The 22,264-nt window shown below is 47.1% G+C and carries 24 protein-coding genes and 1 other annotated feature; of the genes, 9 read left to right on the top strand and 15 right to left on the bottom strand.

Annotated features, from left to right (window positions below; translation table 11 throughout):
• Nucleotides 1-99 precede the first annotated feature (99 nt).
• Entirely contained in the window at nucleotides 100-1,476 is a 1,377-nt protein-coding gene (locus tag HCN83_RS16585; protein ID WP_168009317.1) for an MFS transporter, read from the top strand.
• Between the two features lie 69 nt (nucleotides 1,477-1,545).
• On the opposite strand, the gene HCN83_RS16580 is transcribed toward HCN83_RS16585, so the two are convergent.
• Both HCN83_RS16580 and fabI read right to left on the bottom strand, forming a co-directional pair.
• Nucleotides 1,546-1,863, bottom strand: coding sequence for a hypothetical protein (locus HCN83_RS16580; protein WP_168009315.1), 318 nt, complete (start codon nucleotides 1,861-1,863; stop codon nucleotides 1,546-1,548).
• 140 nt (nucleotides 1,864-2,003) lie between these two features.
• The gene (fabI, locus tag HCN83_RS16575; RefSeq protein WP_168009313.1) at nucleotides 2,004-2,780 is read right to left on the bottom strand and encodes an enoyl-ACP reductase FabI; all 777 of its coding nucleotides are present in this window, start codon (nucleotides 2,778-2,780) and stop codon (nucleotides 2,004-2,006) included.
• Between the two features lie 119 nt (nucleotides 2,781-2,899).
• Between fabI and prpE the strand changes: the two genes are divergently transcribed.
• Nucleotides 2,900-3,634: a bis(5'-nucleosyl)-tetraphosphatase PrpE gene (gene prpE / locus HCN83_RS16570; RefSeq protein ID WP_168009311.1), complete on the top strand. Its 735-nt coding sequence runs from the start codon at nucleotides 2,900-2,902 to the stop codon at nucleotides 3,632-3,634.
• Between the two features lie 23 nt (nucleotides 3,635-3,657).
• On the opposite strand, the gene HCN83_RS16565 is transcribed toward prpE, so the two are convergent.
• The 4 genes from HCN83_RS16565 to HCN83_RS16550 are packed head-to-tail and all read right to left on the bottom strand — an operon-like array spanning nucleotide 3,658 to nucleotide 6,356.
• The gene (locus tag HCN83_RS16565; protein WP_168009309.1) at nucleotides 3,658-4,530 is read right to left on the bottom strand and encodes an RluA family pseudouridine synthase; all 873 of its coding nucleotides are present in this window, start codon (nucleotides 4,528-4,530) and stop codon (nucleotides 3,658-3,660) included.
• Nucleotides 4,530-5,318 (bottom strand): NAD kinase, encoded by a 789-nt coding sequence (locus HCN83_RS16560; RefSeq protein ID WP_168009307.1) that lies wholly within the window; start codon nucleotides 5,316-5,318, stop codon nucleotides 4,530-4,532. The genes HCN83_RS16565 and HCN83_RS16560 overlap by 1 nt, the downstream gene beginning before the upstream one ends.
• Nucleotides 5,319-5,334: 16 nt before the next feature.
• A complete protein-coding gene (locus tag HCN83_RS16555) occupies nucleotides 5,335-5,973 on the bottom strand; it encodes a GTP pyrophosphokinase (RefSeq protein ID WP_281351771.1) in 639 nt (212 codons plus the stop codon).
• Nucleotides 5,974-5,978: 5 nt separating this feature from the next.
• Nucleotides 5,979-6,356: a hypothetical protein gene (locus HCN83_RS16550; RefSeq protein ID WP_168009306.1), complete on the bottom strand. Its 378-nt coding sequence runs from the start codon at nucleotides 6,354-6,356 to the stop codon at nucleotides 5,979-5,981.
• 162 nt (nucleotides 6,357-6,518) lie between these two features.
• Between HCN83_RS16550 and HCN83_RS16545 the strand changes: the two genes are divergently transcribed.
• From HCN83_RS16545 to HCN83_RS16530, 4 genes are all read left to right on the top strand, one after another.
• The gene (locus HCN83_RS16545) at nucleotides 6,519-7,094 is read left to right on the top strand and encodes a CYTH domain-containing protein (protein ID WP_168009304.1); all 576 of its coding nucleotides are present in this window, start codon (nucleotides 6,519-6,521) and stop codon (nucleotides 7,092-7,094) included.
• Nucleotides 7,095-7,117: 23 nt separating this feature from the next.
• Entirely contained in the window at nucleotides 7,118-7,732 is a 615-nt protein-coding gene (locus HCN83_RS16540) for a lytic transglycosylase domain-containing protein (protein ID WP_246238286.1), read from the top strand.
• Between the two features lie 200 nt (nucleotides 7,733-7,932).
• Complete coding sequence (locus HCN83_RS16535) at nucleotides 7,933-8,334, top strand: protoglobin domain-containing protein (RefSeq protein ID WP_168009302.1); 402 nt, start codon at nucleotides 7,933-7,935, stop codon at nucleotides 8,332-8,334.
• Nucleotides 8,331-9,263 carry a ClpXP adapter SpxH family protein gene (locus HCN83_RS16530; RefSeq protein ID WP_205774724.1) on the top strand — a complete coding sequence of 311 codons (933 nt, stop codon included), beginning with the start codon at nucleotides 8,331-8,333 and terminating at the stop codon, nucleotides 9,261-9,263. Before HCN83_RS16535 ends, HCN83_RS16530 begins: the two co-directional genes overlap by 4 nt.
• A gap of 80 nt (nucleotides 9,264-9,343) precedes the next feature.
• Here the strand turns inward: HCN83_RS16530 and pepF are convergent, their stop codons facing one another.
• The 7 genes from pepF to HCN83_RS16500 all read right to left on the bottom strand — a co-directional run bounded on the left by pepF (nucleotide 9,344) and on the right by HCN83_RS16500 (nucleotide 16,684).
• Nucleotides 9,344-11,152 (bottom strand): oligoendopeptidase F, encoded by a 1,809-nt coding sequence (gene pepF / locus HCN83_RS16525; protein WP_168009300.1) that lies wholly within the window; start codon nucleotides 11,150-11,152, stop codon nucleotides 9,344-9,346.
• Between the two features lie 65 nt (nucleotides 11,153-11,217).
• On the bottom strand, nucleotides 11,218-12,375 hold the full coding sequence (locus HCN83_RS16520; RefSeq protein ID WP_168009298.1) for a competence protein CoiA family protein: 1,158 nt from the start codon (nucleotides 12,373-12,375) through the stop codon (nucleotides 11,218-11,220).
• A 95-nt stretch (nucleotides 12,376-12,470) separates the two neighbouring features.
• On the bottom strand, nucleotides 12,471-13,118 hold the full coding sequence (gene mecA, locus HCN83_RS16515; protein ID WP_168009296.1) for an adaptor protein MecA: 648 nt from the start codon (nucleotides 13,116-13,118) through the stop codon (nucleotides 12,471-12,473).
• 259 nt (nucleotides 13,119-13,377) lie between these two features.
• Nucleotides 13,378-13,779, bottom strand: coding sequence for a transcriptional regulator SpxA (gene spxA / locus HCN83_RS16510; RefSeq protein WP_168009294.1), 402 nt, complete (start codon nucleotides 13,777-13,779; stop codon nucleotides 13,378-13,380).
• Nucleotides 13,780-14,294: 515 nt separating this feature from the next.
• Nucleotides 14,295-14,429, bottom strand: a complete 135-nt coding sequence (locus tag HCN83_RS18665) for a hypothetical protein (RefSeq protein WP_281351770.1) — start codon at nucleotides 14,427-14,429, stop codon at nucleotides 14,295-14,297.
• A 57-nt stretch (nucleotides 14,430-14,486) separates the two neighbouring features.
• A complete protein-coding gene (locus tag HCN83_RS16505) occupies nucleotides 14,487-15,068 on the bottom strand; it encodes a GNAT family N-acetyltransferase (protein ID WP_168009292.1) in 582 nt (193 codons plus the stop codon).
• A gap of 236 nt (nucleotides 15,069-15,304) precedes the next feature.
• Nucleotides 15,305-16,684 (bottom strand): putative glycoside hydrolase, encoded by a 1,380-nt coding sequence (locus tag HCN83_RS16500; RefSeq protein ID WP_205774721.1) that lies wholly within the window; start codon nucleotides 16,682-16,684, stop codon nucleotides 15,305-15,307.
• A 206-nt stretch (nucleotides 16,685-16,890) separates the two neighbouring features.
• Between HCN83_RS16500 and HCN83_RS16495 the strand changes: the two genes are divergently transcribed.
• The gene (locus HCN83_RS16495; RefSeq protein WP_168009290.1) at nucleotides 16,891-17,427 is read left to right on the top strand and encodes an HD domain-containing protein; all 537 of its coding nucleotides are present in this window, start codon (nucleotides 16,891-16,893) and stop codon (nucleotides 17,425-17,427) included.
• A gap of 219 nt (nucleotides 17,428-17,646) precedes the next feature.
• The gene (locus HCN83_RS16490) at nucleotides 17,647-18,633 is read left to right on the top strand and encodes a sodium:calcium antiporter (protein ID WP_168009288.1); all 987 of its coding nucleotides are present in this window, start codon (nucleotides 17,647-17,649) and stop codon (nucleotides 18,631-18,633) included.
• Nucleotides 18,634-18,894: 261 nt separating this feature from the next.
• Here HCN83_RS16490 and HCN83_RS16485 read toward each other — a convergent pair whose 3' ends face one another.
• Nucleotides 18,895-19,113 (bottom strand): hypothetical protein, encoded by a 219-nt coding sequence (locus HCN83_RS16485; protein ID WP_168009286.1) that lies wholly within the window; start codon nucleotides 19,111-19,113, stop codon nucleotides 18,895-18,897.
• A 165-nt stretch (nucleotides 19,114-19,278) separates the two neighbouring features.
• Entirely contained in the window at nucleotides 19,279-20,463 is a 1,185-nt protein-coding gene (locus HCN83_RS16480; protein ID WP_168009284.1) for a dicarboxylate/amino acid:cation symporter, read from the bottom strand.
• Nucleotides 20,464-20,647: 184 nt separating this feature from the next.
• Nucleotides 20,648-20,900 (top strand) — a binding site (T-box leader).
• A 57-nt stretch (nucleotides 20,901-20,957) separates the two neighbouring features.
• Between HCN83_RS16480 and trpS the strand changes: the two genes are divergently transcribed.
• The gene (gene trpS / locus HCN83_RS16475; protein WP_168009282.1) at nucleotides 20,958-21,953 is read left to right on the top strand and encodes a tryptophan--tRNA ligase; all 996 of its coding nucleotides are present in this window, start codon (nucleotides 20,958-20,960) and stop codon (nucleotides 21,951-21,953) included.
• Nucleotides 21,954-22,264 lie beyond the last annotated feature (311 nt).

Here is a 22,264-nt window from a genome sequence, read left to right as displayed (position 1 = left end):
CTCGAAATAATTATCCTGTTCGAATTTCTATACCCTGTTTATACAAACCTTACGCATTAATTACACAGTCTGTAATTTTGACTGTTGGAGGACCCCTTTATGTCAGATAAAACACCCGCAGAGCTGACGCGCAGCCAAAAAACCCGGCTCGTTGTCATGCTCTGTGTTATTTTAACATTCACCGTTATGAATGGAACAATGTTCAACGTAGCCATACCAGATATTGCGGAAGATTTTCAGCTATTGCCGTCTCAGGTGACCTGGGTGATGACCGGCTACATTCTTGTATTTGCAGTCGGAGCACTGATGTACGGCAAGCTCGCTGACATGTATCCGATCAAGCGTATTTTAACAGTCGGAATTATTTTGTTTGCTGCCGGTGCGACACTAGGTCTGTTTTCGCAAAACTATGCCATGCTGCTTGCTGCACGAATTTTACAGGCAACCGGCGGTGCTACGATCCCGGCCCTGGCCTTTATTATTCCGGCAAGATTTATGCCGAAAGAACGCGGACGGGTTTTTGGCACTGTCTCCGCTACCGTCGCTTTTGCTTCCGGACTTGGTCCGATTACCGGTGGATTAATCGGTGGTGCTTTCGACTGGCGCTACTTGTTCATCCTGTCCATTCTCTCGCTCATTACGCTCCCGTTTTTAAGAAAATGGATTCCAGATGAGGAAGTCCGTCCAGGGCGTATCGATGTCATTGGTGCACTGCTGATCGCCTCAGCAGTAGCAGGGCTTTTGTTTTTTATCACGGCGTTCAGCCTGACAGGGCTCGGATTTTTCGCAGCAGCCATGCTGGTATTTGTCCTGCATATCCGTAAGCATCCGGCTCCGTTTATTGACCCGGCGATGCTGAAAGATAAATACTATACGACAGCGGTGATGACCAGTTTTCTAGGAACCAGCGTCATGTTCGGTATGATCTTCATCGTCCCGATTATGGCAAGAGCCGTTTACGGGCTTTCTACAATCGAAATCGGATTGCTTCTCTTTCCCGGAGCACTCGGTGCTGCCGTAATCGGTCAGCGCGGAGGACGGCTCGTGGAATCCAGGGGCAGCTATCCAGTTCTGCAGCTTGCTTTTCTGCTTGCCATCACTGGCAGCCTGCTGATTTCCATCTTCATCGGAATTCCGCCCTTTCTGCTGGCACTCTGTATTCTCGTCCAATATGTAGCCTTTCCTTTGATACAAAGCTCAACAGCTAATTTATTAACGGAACTCGTGCCGAAAGAAAAAACCGGGGTCGGCATCGGCATGTTTAACTTGATGAACTTCCTTTCGGGTGCTGTTTCAAGTGCTATTTTCGGAGCATTCCTCGATTTGCAGGAAACTTCGTTAAGGCTGAACCCTGTTGCAATCTATGATGGTCTTGCTCTGTATTCCAACTTGTTTTTAGCAATCAGCCTGACGGCAGTCGTCGCACTGTTTTTGTTTACGAGGCGGTTTCGCGGGAGAAAACGCACTGCACTATAAGTAAGAAAAGGCTTCAGCGGGCATGTAAAATGCTCACTGAAGCCTCTTCTCGTTTCTATCCTGTTGCTGTTAAACAGATGCATCGAATGTGGTTCCCTTATGAAGCAGCTCCGCTTCGTGCCGTCTCGCAGCTTCTAATTTTCGTTCTTTTAATGTTTGAGCCTTCTCATCCTGCACCGGATGCTTAACAGCATTTGCCCGGAGCTTGTGTGCTGCAATACGCTCATAGCGGTGAAAGTAACTGCTGTATGGATTGCGATGTTCCATGACGTCCTGAAATGCTACTCTCGGAATGCCATCCACCGTTAACTGCTGCGGCTTCTGGAGAACCTGTCTTGCTGCGTAATTCATCGGCTGTTCATCCCGTACAAGTGGAATATAACCCATGATATCACCCCTTCTCCTTACTTTCGTATTCCCAGGATTCTTTAAAAAGAAACCTGATTGAGTTTCTGAACGGCAAAAAACCGCTCTGATAATGGATCAGAGCGGTTCTGCCTTCAATGATTCAGGTTGATTTCACGAGGTTATTTTAAACCGATGGTGTGATAGCCTCCGTCGACGTGCAGCATTTCTCCGGTGATACCCGACGCAAGTCCGCTCATGAGGAATAAGGCCGTGCTGCCAACCTCCTCCTGTGAAACGGTTCGTTTTAGCGGTGCATGCTCTTCCATTTCTTTCAATACTTCGTTGAATCCGCCGATTCCTTTTGCTGAAAGCGTGCGAATCGGCCCAGCTGAAATAGCGTTTACTCGAACACCGTCTTTTCCAAGATCATGTGCCAGATATTTCACACTGGCATCCAGGCTGGCTTTTGCAACACCCATCACGTTGTAGTTTTTCACGTACCGCTCCCCGCCGAGGTACGTTAAGGTCACAATGCTCGCGTCATCCGCAAGAAATGGTCTGGCAGCCTTTGCAGCTGCAGTGAGTGAATACGCGCTGATATTCTGGGCAAGCAGAAATCCATCACGAGTCGTATTCAGGTACTCGCCTTCAAGCTCGTCTTTATTCGCGAACGCAACACAATGAGCAATCCCGTGAATCGTTCCGGATTTTTCACCGATTGTGTTAAACGCCTTCTCCAGATCCTCATCGCTTGTTACGTCGCAAGGCAGTACGTAATGATCTCCATTCAGCGTATCTGCCAGATCCTGAACTGTTTTCTCAAATCGTTCCCCCACATATGTAAATACGAGAGATGCCCCAGCCTGGTCCAATGCTCTGGCAATTCCCCAGGCGATGCTTCGTTTATTTGCTACGCCCATCACGACGTACGTTCTGTTTGAAAGATCGATCTGCATGATGATTTTCCTCCTCGATTTGTACAGCTGTTAGTATCTGGTCCTAATTTTATCGTACTGCCTCCCTGCCGTCAATTCTTTCATGCTATAATGACAGCTGGAAAGGAGCTGTTGGCTCAATGTACGATCTTGTAGGAGATATTCATGGCTGCCGGCTGGAAATGCACAGCCTGATTGAAAAGCTCGGCTACAAAATCAAAAACGGCACTGCTTCACATCCGGATGGCCGAACGCTCGTATTCATCGGTGATCTGACTGACAGAGGACCAGATTCGCTCGGGGTGATAAATGATGTAACTGGATATGTGTCTCAGGGACATGTATATGTTCCAGGTAATCACTGCGATAAATTATACAGATGGTTTTTAGGGCGCAATGTGAAGATTCTGCACGGACTGGAAACGACAACTGCCGAGTTTGCAGCTTTGCCAGGTCGTCAGCAGCAGGCCATACGCACTTCGTTTATGAAGCTATACGAAGAAGCACCGCTGTATGTGGTGCTGGATAACGGAAAACTTGTTGCGGCGCATGCCGGGATCCGCCATGAGGATATAAGACTGGAAGGAAAACGAATAAAATCATTTGTGCTTTATGGTGATACGACCGGTAAATTCGATGAGTACGGCAGACCGGAGCGCAGAGACTGGGCATCCATTTATCCTCAGGGCAATGCCTGGATTGTGTATGGGCACACGCCGGTGGAAGCGCCCAGGTTCGTAGGACGAACTGTAAATATCGACACCGGCTGTGTATTCGGAGGCAGGCTGACAGCTCTCCGCTATCCAGAGATGGAAACAATCTCAGTCGCGTCCACGATGCCGCGGGTCGACGAAAAGTTTCGCACGTTTTCGTGACGAGCTTTAAAAAGGACACATGATTAATCGAGAGGATTTTCTGCCTCAAAAGCAATTATTTGCTCCGTATAAGGATGAGGAAACACAATTTTTCTGGCCTGCAGCGCGTGTGCAGGCCTTTTATCTGCAGCAGCATAAAGCGATTCGCCGGCCAGCGGATAGCCGAGCCATGCAAGGTGCACGCGAATCTGATGCGTGCGCCCTGTTTCAATTCGAACAGCCAGCCGGCTCTCTTCTTCAGAGCGTGTCAGGCAAGCAGCGTGTGTTACTGCCCGCTTCCCGTGCTTCGACACCTTCTGTTCAACTATACTTCCGGCACGGCGGCCGATCGGAGCATGAATCGAGACAGCTTCCCAGGAAAATGAGCCGCGCACTACGGCTTCATACTCTCGATAAACGCTTCCATTCTGCTGAGCAGCTGTAAGGAGGCTGTGTGCATAGCGATGCTTTGCGATCAGCACAAGGCCGGTGGTATCTTTATCAAGTCTTGTCACAATATGCACTGTCGCCGGCCAGCTGATCGTTTGATAGTAAGCGAGCACAGCTCCCGCAAGTGATGGCTTCAGCCGGTCTGACATCGGAAGCACCGGACAGCCGGCAGGCTTCTCAAGCAGCAGCACATGATCATCCTCATACACGATCGTTAACGGCTTTTTCACCGGTACAATGTTTGCACTCGTTTTCTCCGGCGGAAAGACGACCTCGATCTGATCTCCTTCTGCCAGTCTGTATCGGACGTCAGCTGTATTTCCGTTTACAAGCAGCTCTCCTCCTTCGTACTTCACTTCAGCAAGCAGCTTTCGCGACATTTGTTTTTCGACACGAAGAAAATCGCGCAGCGACATCCCGGTAGTTGACCGGGACGCATGCCACGCGATGTGAATAGTATCTGTCATTAAATGAACGACTCCTTTACCCTTTTCCAAAATGGGAACGGTCTGAAGCGGGCAAAGCGGACCTTCTCATCAGCAACCCGTACCTGAATCGATTTAACTTTTTTTTGAACGAGAGTCAAATGATCAACTGTCACTTGGAAATCCACGTCGTTTTTAGGCTTTAAGAGACATGTATGGTGCTCCGGCAGGACGACAGGTGATCCGATTGTACGGTATACTCGGTTATTGATCGACGCCATTTCCGACAGCTGAATCGATGCAAGCGACGGGTGCAGAATCGCGCCGCCGAGCGCTTTATTATAAGCTGTGCTTCCGGATGGAGTTGACATGCAGAGACCGTCTCCACGAAACGTTTCAAAGTGGTCTCCTTTTATCTCAATATCCATCACAAGTGAACCTTCCATACTTTTTACCGTACATTCGTTTAAAGCCAAGTAGCGTTCATTCTCCAAATCGTTGGTGTGACGGATCAGCACCTCCAACAGGGGATATTCAACGATTTTAAACGGTGTCTTCGCGATATGGATCACTAGCTTTTCAATCTCATCCGGCTGCCAGTCTGCATAAAAGCCCAGGTGACCCGTGTGAACGCCGACAAAGCTCGTCGAATCAAGCCGGTGAGCATACTGGTGAAAGGCTTCCAGCAGCGTGCCGTCACCGCCGATGGAGATGACAATTTCCGGTTCTTCCTCATGATAGACGAGCCCGAATTCTTCCAGATAGGTTTTCACTTGCTGAGTAAGTACATTGGAAGAATGGTCACCGCGTGAGCGAACGTTAAAATTCATGGCGTACCGCCTTTCCCTATGGTTTTCGGCGTGAGGCTTCCTGCTGTTTTGTCATGATCTTCTGTGCCTCCTGCACCTCACCGCGGATTTTTGACATCTCTTCATCGAGCTGGAAAGCGGCCTCCGCCGCCTTAACAAGCCTTTGCTCTATTTCGTCCGGTATTTTACCGGCATATTTATATTGCAGCGAGTGTTCAATCGTTGCCCAGAAGTTCATGGCAAGTGTTCGGATCTGCAGTTCGACAAGCGTATTTTTTTCGCCGCCCTCGATCGTCTGAACCGGATATTTTAAAATCATATGATAAGAGCGGTAACCGCTCCTTTTTTTATTCTTAATATAATCCCGCTGCTCTACAATCGAAAAATCAGTGCGTGCTTTAATAAGCTCTACGATCGTATCAATGTCACCGACAAACTGGCACATGATGCGCACGCCGGCGAGGTCCTGCATATCTTCTTCAAGACGGTTTAAGGGAATGTTTTTCCGTTTGGCTTTTTCCAGGATGCTGGAGACCGGCTTTACACGTCCGGTTACAAATTCAATTGGTGTATGCTTGGATGTCAGCTGATACTGATCCCGGATTCCCTTCAGCTTAATTTTCAACTCTTCCACCGCTTGTTTATACGGTGTGAGCAGCACATCCCAGTCCATCATTGCGATCAGTCCTCCCCGCTGTTCAGCTCAAAGATTTCGTCCGCTTTTTCGACGAATTCCTTCCCGTAGTTCTGATTGCCTTTAATATTGTCCAGCAGAAAATCGAGCTCATCCCAGAACGCTGTCAGCTCAACAGGTTTCAGCACTGTCTGGACGAACAGGGGCTTTGCGGAGGTCCGGTATGTATGCAGCTCCTGCCACGTAGACTCTTCAAAGCGCAGATGAATAAATTCTTCACCGTGAGCGAGCAGATAAACAAATGCTGCTCCATCTGAGTCGACGAGCATGCGTCCTTCCGGCTCCAGTCCTTGAAATGGGAGCGTCACGTCCCCTTTTGCTATCAGGTTTGATTTTTCTTCTTGAATAGTCTTAACAATAATCATGCGTCCGCTCCTTCTGCCAATCGTTTTCCGCTTTCCATATTATCTGTTATTCCCCTATTTGTAAACGAAGAAACAGACTGCCGAATCGTCCTTTGACTCATTGCCCGGGCCATTCCTCTGTGAAATAATAGAAGAATCAGTCTCGAACAAAGGAGAGGAAACATGCCTCAGGAAATGGAAATTGAATTTAAGCAGCTTTTGACAAAAGCCACGTACGAAAAGATGATCAAGTATTATCAAATGCCGAAGCCGTTTCGTCAGGAAAATCACTACTTTGAGACTGCAGATATGGCATTGCGGGAGGCCGGGGCTGCTCTGCGTATCCGAGTCAAAACCGGCAGTCTTGAGTTTACCCTTAAGCAGCCTTCCGGAAAAGGTCTGCTTGAAACGAATCAGCAGGTGAGCGCAGAAGCGTTTGAGGCGCTTAAGCAGTCCGGTCAGCTTCCGGAAGGTGAGACCGCTGAACAGCTCTGCTCATTTCTCGGGTTTGAACCCTCGCTGAAATGGCTCGGAAGTCTCGTTACGGACCGGACCGAAAAGAGAATCCCGGAAGGACTTCTCGTATTCGATAAGTCTATGTACGCGGGTACAACCGATTATGAGCTCGAGTTTGAAGCTGCCAGCTACGAAGAAGGCAAACTTTTTTTTGAAAATTTTCTGGTTGAATGGAAACTTTCCTGGAATACACCCGATAATAAAATAAGAAGGTTTTACCGGGCCGCTTATGAGCAGCTCTGATAAGAAAAGGAGATGACTGCACGATGTTTCTGCCGCCGATCGTTAATGACATGTTTTCCCGCCGTATTTTTCCGCCGACTGAATCGTCTGCCGCTTCCGGCCAGTTTCAAGCTATGCTGCAAGAGGAAATGTTTAAATCGTTTGAAGAGCTCGCTCGAGAACGATCAGGTGCCATGCAGCAGCTTGCGGCTGGCTCGCCCGCGCTTCCGGTTCAACAGCCTGCTGTTTCATCGCAATCTTCACAAAACACAGGCATTGACAGCCTGATTCAAAAAGCAGCCGATAAGCACGGTGTGAATTCAGCCTTGATTCACGCCGTCATAAAGCACGAGTCTAATTACAAAACGGACGCTGTCAGTCATGCAGGGGCCCGCGGACTTATGCAGCTGATGCCCGCCACAGCCCGTTCCCTCGGCGTAGCGGACAGCTTTGATCCGGAGCAGAACATTGATGGCGGAACCCGCTACCTGCGCGACATGCTGCGCCGGTACGACGGTAATGAATCACTGGCCCTCGCCGCCTATAATGCAGGACCAGGAAACGTAGATAAATACGGTGGTATTCCTCCGTTTCGTGAAACGCAGGCATACGTTCCAAAAGTAATGGCCAGCTACCGCTCAGGCAGCAGCCACGCTTAACATTGACCAGCATCTCTGCCCACTTCGGCAGAAGATGCTGGTTTTTTATGTCGTATTGCTTGCACCTCCTGCGTTAGCACGTTAATATAAGCAGTCGGGGCAGCGCTTCCTTCTGGAATTGTCATAAATAGTTCACATTTGTTGCCGGAATTCGGAAGCCCTGCTACAATAACGATACGTTCGATAAAGAGGGTTTTACCATGAATCAAGCTAATAGTGCCTTTGAGGCAATCGGTGAAGAACGTCTTCATCGAATAATTGATATATTTTATGGTCATGTTGCTGAGCATCCGGAACTGAAAGACATTTTCCCGGATAACCTCACAGAAACACGCCGGAAGCAGAAACAGTTTCTGACACAGTTTTTTGGCGGCCCTGCCCTTTATACAGAGGAGCACGGACACCCGATGCTGAGAGCCAGACACATGCCGTTTGCCATCACACCTGAGCGTGCCGATGCCTGGCTATCCTGCATGGGACAGGCGCTGGTTGAAGCTGACGTCGAAGAACCTCTGCGCTCTTACATGTTTGAGCGACTTCAGCAGACCGCCCGCCATATGGTAAACACAGTGGATGCTTCATCCAGGGGGGATCATTCATGACTACAAAAAACAAAACGTTTGTATGTGAAGAAGAGTCAGGACAATGCTGTCCAAAGGAACTATCTTCCATTTACGAAAACGGCAGCAGCGCTGCCAGCATGGAACTGTATGTATTTATTGATCCGCTTTGTCCGGAATGCTGGGCACTTGAGCCTGCGATTAAAAAGTTAAAAATGGAGTACGGCAGGTATTTAAAGCTCAATTTAGTGCTTGCCAACAATCTTGAGCCGCTGCACTCCTCGTGCGGGTCCAAGCACCGTTCTCTTATGAAAGAAATGGCGCAGGCGTATAACGAAACAGGCTGCAGAACCGGCATGCCTTGTGATGGAGACGTCTGGTATAAAAATCCGGCTCCGGCTCCGTATGATGCAATGGCTGCGATAAAAGCAGCCGGTCTTCAAGGAAAAGTGATCGGGGCCAAATACCTCAGACGTGTCCGTGAAGCACTTTTTCTGCATAAAGAAAACATCGCCGACCAGCAGGTGCTGATCGATTGTGCTATGCGCGTTTCAGGCATGGATGTTGACGAGTTTGTCCGCGATCTTCATTCTGACACGACGAAAAAAGCACTCGATAATGATCGGAAAACAGCGGAAGAAATGGACATTCGCTCGACGCCGACGATTGTATTTTTTAATGAAGATATCGATGAACCCGGCCTGAAAGTCGAAGGGGCTTACCGATATGAGATCTACGAAGATCTGCTTCGGGAGATGTCCGGAGAGAAGCTGGAGAAATGTCCTCCGATTCCGCTTGAAGAGTTTGTAGCCTTTTATTCTCTTGTAGCCACGAAGGAGATTGCCGTCGTCTATGATATGAAGCAGGAAGAAGCACACCGTGAGATGAAAAAACTGCAGCTTCAGCAAAAAGTGGAAGAAATTCCGACGAAGCACGGTTCAATCTGGCGTTCAGTAGCGGCTATGTCCTGATGAAAAATACTGCGTATATAAGCATAACGAACCGCCCCGGGAAAGCTCAGGGCGGTTCGTTTTAGTAAGGTTATAAAAGCTTAAAGTGACTTCAGCTGCTCTTCAAATTCATCCAGCACGGATTCAAATACGTCCAGAGCCTGCTGAATCGGTTCTGCAGACGTCATGTCAACTCCCGCATGCTTCAGCACATCAATCGGATAATCGGAATTGCCTGCTTTAAGGAAATCGGTGAACCGCTTGACAGCCGGCTCTCCCTCATCCAGAATTTGCTGGGCAAGCGCTGTTGCTGCGCTGTAGCCAGTCGCATACTGATAAACATAGAAATTCATATAGAAATGAGGAATTCGCTGCCATTCAAAGGTGATGTCCTCATCAATGACAAGCTCATCTCCGAAATACTTGATGTTTAAGTCGTAATACAAGTTATTTAACAGATCAGCTGTGAGCGGTGTTCCGGCCTCCGCTTTTTCATGAATCAGCTGTTCAAACTCTGCAAACATCGTCTGACGGAATACTGTCGCACGGAACCCTTCCAGAAAGTTGTTCAGCAAATACAGGCGGCGCCGTGTATCCGTTTCTCTATCGAGCAAATAGCGGTTCAACAGTGCTTCATTTGTCGTGGAAGCTACTTCCGCAACAAAAATAGAGTAATTCGCATAAGGGTAAGGCTGATGCTTACGCGTATAATAGCTGTGAACAGAATGACCAAATTCGTGCGCCAGTGTAAACAGGTTGTTAATATCATTCTGCCAGTTCATTAATATATACGGCTTTGTACCATATGTTCCCGATGAATATGCACCGCTGCGCTTGCCTTTGCTTTCTTCTACATCGACCCAGCGATTATTTAATCCTTCTTCTACAATTTTCCGGTACTCCTCACCCATCGCTCCGAGACCGTTAACCATCAGTTCTTTCGCTTCATCGTATGAAACAGAAAAATCAACATCCTGGATCATCGGCGTATACAGATCATACATATGCATTTCTTCCAATTCCAGCACTTTTTTCCGGACCGCAACATAGCGGTGGAGCAGCGGCAGGTTTTTGTTGATCGTATCAACTAGCTGATCGTATACCACTTCCGGGATATGATTCGCTGCCAGGGCAGCTTGTCTGGCATTCTCATACTTACGCACGTCTGCGGAAAGAAGATGCTTTTTTACTTCACCGCTCAGCGTGCTGGCAAACGTGTGATGAAATTTCTTATACGTGCTGTACATAGCATGGAAGGCATCACGTCTCACGCGGCGGTCCTGACTCTGCAGCATACCGACAAATCGTCCCTGCGTCACTTCGACCATATTACCTTCTTCGTCTTCCACTTCAGGAAAGCGCAGATCTGCATTATTAAGCATGCTGAACGTATTAGATGAGGCCCCTGATACATCGCTGAAACGGGCCATCAGAGCCTCTTCCTTCTCCGTCAGCACGTGCGGCCTTTTTTTATTCAGTCGCTCTAAAGCGTGTTCATAAAGCTTTAGTTCCGGCTCATCCCGCAAAAACTGCTTCAGTTTTTCTTCCGGCATCGCCAGAATTTCCGGGGTGATGTAGGAAGACTGCTGCCCGAACTGAACGAGCAGCTGACGCGCTTTTTCATTCAGTCCTTGATAATGAGCGTTAGTCGTGTCCTCATCGTAGCGCATCCGTGCATAGACAAACAGCCTGCCCAATCTGATGGACAGCTCATCCTCTTTTTGCAGAGCCTTAAACAGCATGCTGCCTGATTCAGCAAGTTTACCTTGGTACGCTGCGATTTGAGGAAGCTCCTGTTTCAGCTGTTCAAAATCAGCTTCCCATTTCTCGTCAGTCGCATAAATGTCCTCAAGATCCCACGTTCGCTCTTTCGGTATTTCGCTCCGCACCGGCAGTTCCGTTGTACTCATAAGTATGTACCCTCCACTAATCAGTCTGTGTTCCCATTCCATCGTAATATGAATAGTAGTAATTATCAATTATTTTTATACACGAAAGAACTTTTAAGCGCGACATACTGATCATCCATCAAAAGCTGATCTGCGGACTTAACGACCGTAATTGGCTGTTTAATGATGAAAACACCCGGATAACGCTTTACAACCACTCCCCATTTCTCCAGGAAGTTAAAGTAAATGACCAGCATCGAGCGAAGATGAAATCGATCCATCGGCAACAGAAAGCGTTGGCAGGATTGATGAACCAACACACAGGCTTCTGAAATTGTTACTGACCTGCCCCTTTGTCTGATCAGGCTCACATGCAAGAGCGTCTGCCATATTTCGGGAGCGACGGATAGAGCTCCGCTTCCCGGGAACGGCACTCTGGCAAGTGCGGGATAGGCGTGGGGCGGCAGCCGGAAATCAGCAAGCAACTGATGCAGCAGCATGCCTGACAAATCACTGTGCTTAAACCGTCTCATCCGGTGAGAAGGTGCACGTCTCCTCCACCCTGTGCGCACAGCAGAATCGAGCTCTCTGCAAACTGGCGCTCGCTGTCTGATAAACCACTCCGGGTCTTGATCCTTAATGCGGAAAGACCGTACAAATTCGGTCCAGTAAGCAGGGCTGTCTGATGAACAGCCTGAGTGGCGCTGAAGGATATTCGACTGCGGATTAAGCGTCCAGTAATAAGGGGTGGAAGATGGCCACAGCGCTCCACGTTTTAAGACCGTAACAGACTGTCTCTGCACGCCTGTTTTTCGGGTAACCGGCATAAGAATCCAGATCAGTTCCGCTCCAGCTTGCTCATAATCCTGTTTCCGTTTATTCATTTCCTCTTGAGAAATAGAAGATGCCTGACACTCAAAAACATAGGGTTTGCCATGTAACGTTACATACACGTCCGCTCTTCTCCCGGCCCGGGGAAGAAAGTGCTCCGTGGCCACAAACAATTGCTGCTCTGAAAAAAGCTTGTAAAGCGTTAATTTAGCTGCCTGATGCCAGCGGCTTTCGCCACTTGAACTGCAGCTGTGAATATGAGCAAAGTGCGGCCTGACTTTAACGCCTGTTTTCAATCGAACAGGCTGGTCACAATCCGGACACCAGTACTTCGTCTTCTTACATCGCTTTGAGGCTGTCAGACTGTGGATTAACGAGCGATCTGAGCATCGGGCAGTATACAGGATGTTCACCTCTCTCCAATTTTTGTAAGCATACCATAAATGAGAACGTACGTTCAACAACGAACCAAAAAAACAAGCAGAGGGCAAATACCCCCTGCTTTGCGTTAAAATTGGCTGCGAATAACGCTTAGCGCATTTTGATCAGCGATTCGATTACCATATTCATGAATGCGGTGAATGGTAGTATCAGATTCATATCCGTATTCGAGAATGCGGCTCAGCATATTATCCTGTTCATCATCTGAGTATGACTCATCGATCGACACATAAATAAAATACGTGTTTTCAAAATGATAAAGGCTTGTAGAAATGTCTTCATCAAACACCCGGCTTAACGAAATGACATCTTCAAAATCTCTGAACCCGACGACGACGTTAAGAGAATGGTCTTTAGCGATTTCATTAGCTTCATCGTTTGCAAACTGTTGATCGAGCATATCGACAATGTTTTTATCCACGCTGTCCTCCCCTTCATCTTCGACCGGAATTTCGAGCTTTACGTTACCGTCATTGATCTGGCCGCGGGTCACAATAACTTCGAGTCCTTTATCTAAAGCATGAACCTGAACCCAGAGCGGTCCGTTCATTTCAAATTTCTCCTGGTCACTTACTTCATTCATCATTTCAAAGAAAAGTTCTTCACCACGTTCGCGGCTGTACCAGATCTCCTCTTTATCGAATCCACGACGTTCAATGTCATTGTACGTAATATAAAACTTGATTGTCGTGTCGTTAATGCGTTCTATTTCCATAAATGTCTCACCCTTTCGCGAGAATACGCTGACGATGTCTTTGGGTTGTATTAACATAACATTCTATTCCCGAAACCATCAAGTATCAATCATGATCTGCTTACCCCTATTCTAGATGAAACAGCACTGAAATGAAATAACTCTGCTTGTTTTTCTTAAATTATTAATCAGAAAATTCCAACTTATTCCGATTGTATTGCTTTTTACCACGTAAATAAGGAAAAAAGTGATGCGCAGCAGCAGCATCACTCTCTAAAGCTTATTCGTTTACAAGGCGCTTCGTTGCTTCCTGAAGCTGAAATGTACGAACTTTTCTAGGAAGAAAACGGCGGATTTCTGCTTCATTGTATCCGACCTGAATCCGCTTTTCATCTAAAATGATTGGGCGGCGTAGCAGTCCCGGATGATCGCTGATTAACTGAAACAGTTCCTGAAGAGGCATAGCATCCAGTTCAACGTCGAGCTCCTGAAACACTTTAGAACGGGTGGAGATGATTTCATCGGTGCCGTCCTCTGTCATACGTACAACCTGTTTAACCTCTTCCACTGATAAAGGCTCAGAAAATATATTTCTTTCTTCAAACGGGATATCGTGCTCTTCCAACCATGCTTTAGCCTTTCGGCAGGACGTGCAGCTCGGTGAAGTAAATAGAGTGACCATACGGCTGAATCCCCTTTCACAAGAAATAATGTATACCAAAACCGGTGCAGGATTAATTATAATCATTATTATACAACATTGTTTACAAACTATCAATAGCTTCTAAAAAACTTGTACAAACTCATTACAAAAGCTCGATTATATGCTCACATATGTCTAATAACCTTTTTGTACAACCGGTAAACTACTTTTAGAAAAAAAGTTAAATGAATTGCTGAGTACGCCTGATGAAGACGATGCTCAGCCGCTGCTATTCATTTCATTTTACATATACAGCAGGCATCCTGCTGTACAACGTTAAGTACGTTCATCTTATCACATTTTCAGTTACGAAAAAACGTTATCAATTAGATAAATGTCAAAAATGATCAAAACAGCGTAGATACTTTATGTACGCACGACTGGACGGCGAAGTTTCGCGAAAATCAAATTTCTTCTATAGTCTTGTTCTTTCTGCTTAAACCATAAAACCAATAAAAAAAAGAACCGGCAGATACCGGCTCCTTTTTGCTCAATCAGGATGCGAGCGGCCTGGATTGAGAGACAGGCTGCTTCTTTGGAATTTTATTTACTTCTTCCAGTTTTCGTTTAAGAAGATCTCTCCAAAGAAGCTTCTTTCTGCTCTTACGCCGGGATTTGGTTCCCTTCATGGTCAACACTCCTTCCCGTGTTATGACAGCGGTCAGTGTGCTATATACTTCAGGAAATCAGGATGCCGGCTCTTTACCGCTTCCTTCTTCCTTATTAATCTCGCGATAAACAAGCGCTTTGTCTACTTCCTCATAAGGTTCTCCGTAAAGTTCAACATCCTTGTACGTATGAATATTCTCATACGTATGCTTCATTTTCTTGTAAATGCTCTCTTCAGATTCATTTTCAGGCGTCCAGTATAAAATCTCCATCGTATTTACTTCGCCTGTGGCGAGTGAGCGTCTTGAGTACCCGATGGATTCCGCGTGCTGAAAGCCTTCGCGCCGGTAAAAACGCTGACGCTTTTCTGTATCCGTGTCATCATAGTCCACGGGCTCCACTTCAAGAATAATTGGCGTCTCCCGCTTTTTGAGGTTATCAAGCAGCTTTTTGCCAATGCCTTTGCCTCTGGCTTTTTTCGACACAAATAAATAGTCGATGAACGTAAAATCTTCCATTTCTACATACATCATAACATGATAATCATCTTCGCTTTTTTTGTAGATATCCTGTTTTTCTTTCAGAAGCAGTTCCATGTGTTCTCTCGATTTCATTTCTTCATCGGGAAAGTACTTATTAAGCTTTTCATACCAGTGCATGAAACCCCTCCTTCGGCTGTTTCACTTTCTGTCTTCTATTATATAACGGTTTCTTCTGTACGAAAAGAGCAGATGAGACGATTCTCCCCTTACATGCACTTCTGAGGCTTTGTTTTACGCAGCTTACCGCCCTGCGCCATCAATTTCTCGTCGCACCGCTCGTTCACTGATTCATTCGCTTGTTAAACAAACAAGCCGCTCAGTATTGAACTGAACGGCCGGATGTACATCACTTGTTACTCGTTGTTATTTTCGTCACCAAGGTCTTCATCTTCTTCTACATCCCAGTCCTCATCTTCATCATCGAGCTCTTCATCCGGGGCTTCACTTTCTTCTTCATATTCTTCCTGTGCTTCTTCCTCGAGTTCACCTTGATTTAAATCTTCCGGATCAAGACCGAGCAGATAATCAACACCTTCAGAGTAACGGTTGCCGGCGTTCCAAAGCAGGAACTCATAAATTTCGTTGTCATAGATAGCCTGAATCTGAGCTTCTACTTCATCTTTTCCATAGTTCAGATAGTTACCGGAACCGAGATAAGAGGCTGTGAAGTCCTGCAGCCAAGGACGTGAAGTTGGCGGGTCTTCAAGATTGGACATCACTTCATTCTCAGCCTGCGAATAGCGGTTCATCAGCTCATACGGATACAGATCCGGGTGCCCTTCATCAAATCCAAAGTCCCCCTGCTGCCAGTGGCTTGGATACGGCATGGAAGAAATGATGTCTACATTTTCCGCAATCCGTGAAAAATTCTGTCCGATCCCGGGTGCGTTTTCAACCGTTACTGTATAACCAAATATATCAACGGAAACATCTACGTCATATTCCTGCAATTCATCATACGCATATTCTACGAAATCGGATACAGAATCAACTCTGGCACTGATGTTGTCGTCTTCAGGCCGGTCCGTATAATTTCCGGTATCATATTCCAGATCCTCATCTCGCGTTTCGAATCCTTCCGGGAAGCGGACATAGTCAAACTGGATTTCCTGAAAGCCCATCTCAGCAGCCATACGAGCTACTTCCAAATTATAATCCCAAACTTCCTCTAGAAATGGATTGACGAATTTATCCCCGCGAGGATTGGCCCATACGCTTCCATTATCCATAAACGACAGCTCCGGCTGAGCATCTGCCAGCTGTGAATCTTTAAAAACAACGATTCGTGCGATTGGATATATTTCATTCTCCTCGAGCTTTTCCATCATTTCTTCCGGATTCCCGATCATCGGCTGGGAAACATCCAGGTAATCGTTCCCTTCTTCCGGCTCGAAAGTAATATAGCCGTCGTCTTCTTTTACATCAATTACCATGGAGTTGAGATCTGTTTCATTCACCAATTCAATCAGTTCATCAAAGCGAGTCGGATGACCAGCTATGTGCCCTGTTACAAAAATACCTCTTACAGCATCCGGATAGTCAAAATGGTAGCCTGAATCAAATGTGTATCGTGCGACACGGTCCGGCCACTGCCGCTCGGCAAGCACAATCGTTTTTCCATTGTGAGCGGAAGCTGTCAGCATTTCCCCGTTTTCTTCTTCTGCCGATGCCTGTCCCGAAAATCCGCCTGCAACAAGTGCGGCTCCAGCCGCGTAAAGTTTCCAGTGTTTCATGTATGTAAAACCCGCTTTCTACCATTATATTTGTATGTGTTTGGTAAATTATACTATGAATTCCCGGTTCAACCAATGATTTATCTGTATTTCATTAAAAATCATGCTGATGGTACCATAAAGCAAATGTACAAACAGACTTATTGACTTTTGAGTGCGCATTCCGTACTATAGTAAAAATACCCTTTTAAAGGAGGCGATGTAAGATGAGCCGTGTAACACTGCTTGATTTATTCTCTCATAGTGACGTGCAAAAATATGTAAAACGTTCCGGACTCGCTCATGCGGTGGCATGTGCTTATCATGCGTATCGTCTGGCACCGGAATATAAAACGGATGTGGAACTGGCAGTCAAAGCTGCTTTCCTGCATGATATTGGACATTACACGTGGTACCGTGATGGCGAGTGGGACTACGAGCTCTACCGCCGCAATGACATTCACGCCATTAAAGGTGCTGAACGCGCCCACCGTATTTTAATTGAACTTGGTGAAGATCCCGCTGATGCAAAGCGAATTTCACTGGCCGTTTTACTGCATACCGATTCTTTTCTGCCTGAACAGTCGATCCGCCGTGAACCGCTTCAGGAAGTGGTGGCTGCTGCCGATGAGGCAGACGAGGAACCTGGAGGTCTTCACCATTACCGCAGCATCAGTGATTACGAGGCAGCCTACCGACTGCGCCAGCTTGATACGCTGCTCGCGGGTCCTTCCTTAACTGAACAGACAACTGCAGCGAATTAAGACGTTGCAGTTTTTTTCGTTTCATGCTATGATTCCTTTAATTAAAAAGGGGAGTAGCGACCAACAGGTTTGCAGATCGTCATGACAGTGCTTTGGCACTCGGTCTGCAGAGCGCTTTGCTAAGCGTACGCGAGACCTTTTTATACAGCGGGTGTGCTGTGTAAAAAGGTTTCTTTTTTGTGCTCACCCGCTCTCATCATAGAAAGTGAGGGATCGTTTATGATCTATTTTCTGTTTGTCGCAGCTGCTCTTATAACCGTCGTAACAGCCGTCAAACTCTCTACTTATGCCGATGTAATCGGAGAGCGGACCAAGCTTGGTGGCATGATGGCCGGGGTACTGCTGCTCGCTGGTGCTACTTCTCTGCCGGAAGTAACAACGAGCATCACAGCCGTGCTGGTCGATAACCCGGATATTGCTGTAAGTAACGTGTTTGGTTCGAACTTGTTTAATTTGTTCATTCTGGCAGCTGTCGACTTATTTTACAGAAAGAGACGTATTTTACAGGCAGCTGATACCTCCCATCTGTCAACAGCTGTTCTCGGTTTTTTTATGACAGCCTGCATGGCAGTTGTCATCTTATTTCCACCTGGATGGAGCATTTTTGGAATCGGATTGGAGATGATTCTCCTCGTCGGATTGTACATTGCAGGAATGGTCTTTATCTCCCGTTCCGGCACTCATTTGACACCACTCTCTGCTGATGAACCGGAGCCTCAGCATAATGCCATTTCTCTGCGCCATGCCAAGCGCGGTTTTGCCGTAGCAGCAGCTATCATTCTAGCTGCTGGCTCAGCACTGTCTGTCACAGGAGATATGATCGCACAGGCTACCGGGATCAGCTCCAGTTTTGTCGGCGCTTTTCTTATTGCCGGTGCTACCTCTCTTCCGGAACTCGTTACGGTAATTGTATCTGTGCAGCTTGCCAATCACAGTATGGCAATTGGCAATATTCTCGGCTCGAATGTTTTTAATATGCTGATTCTCTTTATTATCGATGCCGTATACCGCGGTGGTCCGGTGCTTAGTGTCGTCTCGCCCGCTGTCCTTGCAGCCGCAGTTGGTGTCTTAATTCTTAACGCGCTTGTAATAGCAGCCGTAATGATTGTGAACCGGAAAAAGCCTGCTGCTATGTACAGTCTTCCTTCTGCGCTTGTGATTCTTGTCTATTTTTTGAGCAGCTACGCTATTTTCAGCTTCAGCTGACCGCTTTAAACAGGAAAACCGCTGACCATTAGGCCAGCGGCTTCTCTGTGTGTTGATAAAGTCATTTTCGGTGAATAACGTTGCATCTGCCTATATCTTCGGACACTCGCTTTCCGGAGGGAACGGGCTCAGCTAACCGCTTCCTTCTTCCGTCGGAAGCGCTGGATCTTCGCCTCGTTCTGATCCTCCAGGAGTCGAGGTCCTCCGATGTCGGCAGCTGGCAGTGCGTTTCACGTGCCTTGTTATGCATGCACGATCTGGCTACATACAGATAGAACCTTCCCAATGAGACGTTTCGATGTTGAATACGAGGTCCAGTACTTCGTAAAATTCATTATACAAGTAAAAAAGCAGTCGCGTCTGCCTGTCGTGACGTTGTTCTCCAAAAAGCCAAGCTGTTTCCCCGATGCGTCCGGCGGAGACGCCTGTGGCATCAACGCAGTCTGAAGATTTAGTGCCGTTCAGATCTGCGAACGGCATCAACGCATTACAGGGGCCACCCTGAGAAATAGCTGAAGGCAAGCCCACGACAGGCTCGGTAAGCAGAGGGAAAATACAACCAAACGAATAAACATGTAAGTTGTAAGACTTTCTCAACAGCATGAAAAGCCGCTGACCATTAGGCCAGCGGCTTTTCGTATCCTGCTATTCTGCTTTTCGATGAGCCTCCATCTGAGGAGTTTCAGGTGTCTGCCGCTCCGCAAATTTATCCATGAGCACAGCGATCGCTCCGTCGCCAGTAACGTTTGCCCCGGTTCCGAAGCTGTCCTGAGCAAAGTAAAGAGCAATCATCATTCCCATCGCCGCTTCAGAAAAGCCGAGCATAGACGTGAGGACACCTAAAGCAGCAAATATTGCTCCGCCGGGTACACCAGGTGCTGCGACCATGATGACACCAAGCGCTAAAATTACCGGCAGCATGGTGAAAAATCCAGGTACTGTATATCCATCCAGAACAGCCATGACTGCCACCGCACAGCTGACGATCGTAATCACACTGCCGGATAGATGAATGGTCGCACTCAGCGGAATGCTGAAGTTAGCGACCGCCTCGCTGACACGGTTCTGCTTCGTCTGCCGGAGCGTTACCGGGATAGTAGCAGCCGAGCTCATTGTTCCAAGCGCTGTCACATAAGCCGGCAGCATCGTTTTTATCAGTACAAACGGATTTTGTCCGGTTGCGAGGCCTGCGGCCGTGTACTGAATCGTGATCCAGATCCAGTGAGTAGCAATCGCAACAGCAAGCACGATACCGAATACCTGTAAGGTCTCAAGCACTGTTCCTTCTGCCGCCATATCCGCAAAAATACCTGCGATATAAAATGGAAGTACTGGGATAATGGCGATATAAATCACTTTTTCAATTACGGTCTTACCTTCGTCAAATATCGTTTTCAATCCATCCAGCTTTAATGCTGCGATCGTTATACCGAAGATGAAAGCTAGCACAAGTGCTGTAAGGATATCCATAAACGGTGTCAGTTCAAAGCTGAAAAATGCTTCAGGTGCCGCTCCTTCTTCAGGCGGCTGACGTTCACTCGTGACAAAAGGCATGATCGCCACTGCAATAAAAAATGCCATGATTCCTGCCGTTATCGTCGACACATATGCCGTACCGACAGTCGCACCTACCAGCTTGGAAGATCCTTTTCCAATGCTTGCTATCCCGGACCCAATAAAAAAGAGGATGATTAATGGAATGACAAAATTAATCCACTCACCAAAAATTCCTGTAAATGTTATGAGTGACCGGATTAGCCAGTCGATTCCGGATAATCCTACCAAAATCCCAGCTGCGATACCGATCAGCAGTTTCAAAATCAGCTTCATATATGTTTGCCTCCCCTGTACTGTCTCTGTGTCGTAAACAAATGTTTCTCTCACAGATTCTATAGTGCCAATAACCGGTCGCGATTGCAACGGTTTCCTTAATAGTCGGAATGTTCGGTTTTATATCATCAGGATAAACTCTTGCAACGGAGGAATGGCTTTTATATACTTAAGTACAGATAACCAAAAGGCGATGAGAAAGAGAAGTAGCATTGAACCTTCGTGCAAAGAGAGACTGCAACTGGTGAGAGCAGGAGACGAAGCCGATGTGAATGGACTTTCGAGCCGGACGCTGAACGTCTATCCAGTAGGTGCTCCCGGGCTTCTCCCCCGATACCAAGGAGAACCTTTTCTGCTGTATGTGGAGAAGGCATGAGAGGCAGTTTTTGTGAAAAAACTGTTCATAAGGGTGGTATCGCGGTCCATTCGTCCCTGCATCGGGGATGAGTGGGCCTTTTTGGTGTCTAAAACACATAACAGGAAAGGAAGATTCGATGACGAAAACCATTTTTTCAGGAATTCAGCCAAGCGGTACGTTAACATTGGGAAATTATTTAGGAGCAATGAAAAACTTCGTAGACATGCAGGATGATTACAACTGTTACTTCTGCATCGTTGATCAGCACGCCATCACGGTTCCTCAAAAGAAAAATGAACTGAAAAAGAACATCCGCAGTCTTGCTGCCTTGTACCTCGCCTCAGGGATTTCACAGGATAAATCGACGTTGTTTATTCAATCTGAAGTGCCGGCTCACGCGCAGCTGGGCTGGATGATGCAATGCATCGCATACATCGGGGAACTCGAACGAATGACGCAGTTTAAAGACAAATCTGACGGCAAAGAGGCAGTTTCTTCTGCGCTTTTAACCTATCCTCCGCTCATGGCAGCTGATATCCTTCTTTACGGAACAGATATTGTTCCTGTAGGGGAAGACCAAAAGCAGCATCTGGAGCTGACTCGCGATCTCGCGCACCGGTTTAACACCCGTTATAATGATATTTTTACGATTCCGGAAGTTCGAATTCCGAAAGTCGGGGCACGAATCATGAGTCTGAACGATCCGACGAAAAAAATGAGCAAGTCCAACCCGAAGCCGAAAAGCTACATTTCCATGCTAGACGACCCGGATACGATTCGTAAAAAGATGCGCAGTGCTGTAACAGATTCGGAGGGCGGCGTGTATGCGGACGCCGAGAAAAAACCGGGTGTGACGAATTTGCTCACGATTTACTCGCTCTGCTCAGGAGAATCGGTCGAATCGCTGACAGAACGATACCGTGATTCAGAATATGGTCCATTTAAAGAAGACGTTGCTGAAGCTGTCGTCTCCGTTCTAGAACCGATTCAAAAACGGTATGAAGAATTAATGGCTTCTGAAGAGCTCGACATAATCCTTGATCAAGGCGCGGATCAGGCAGACCGGACAGCGAAAAAGATGCTTTCTAAAGCAGAGCGTGCCATGGGGCTCGGCCGAGGACGCAGAAGGTAATCAATCATCGCCACTAAAATGCGGCGGAGGAGACAACTGGTTGACTCCTGACGAAGCGATTTACCATTGGCTTTCAACTGCACTGCAAGAGGCAAGAGAGAGTCCGTTCCCTCCGGAAATCGGGTGTCCCCAATTACAGACAGATGCAACGTTATTCACCTGAAAATACTTTATCGACACTCTGAAAGGGGCTGTCCCATAAGTCGATATTATCGACGGGACAGCCCCTTTTTTATGTGTAGAAAAAATTTATAGAAGGAAACAGAAAAAAATCGCCGAACCTGTGTGTAAGCGACAAAACCAACACCACC

It is taken from the genome of Alkalicoccus luteus, assembly GCF_012034335.1.
Lineage (GTDB): Bacteria > Bacillota > Bacilli > Bacillales > Salisediminibacteriaceae > Alkalicoccus > Alkalicoccus luteus_A.
This window is presented reverse-complemented; position numbering and strand designations above follow the sequence as displayed.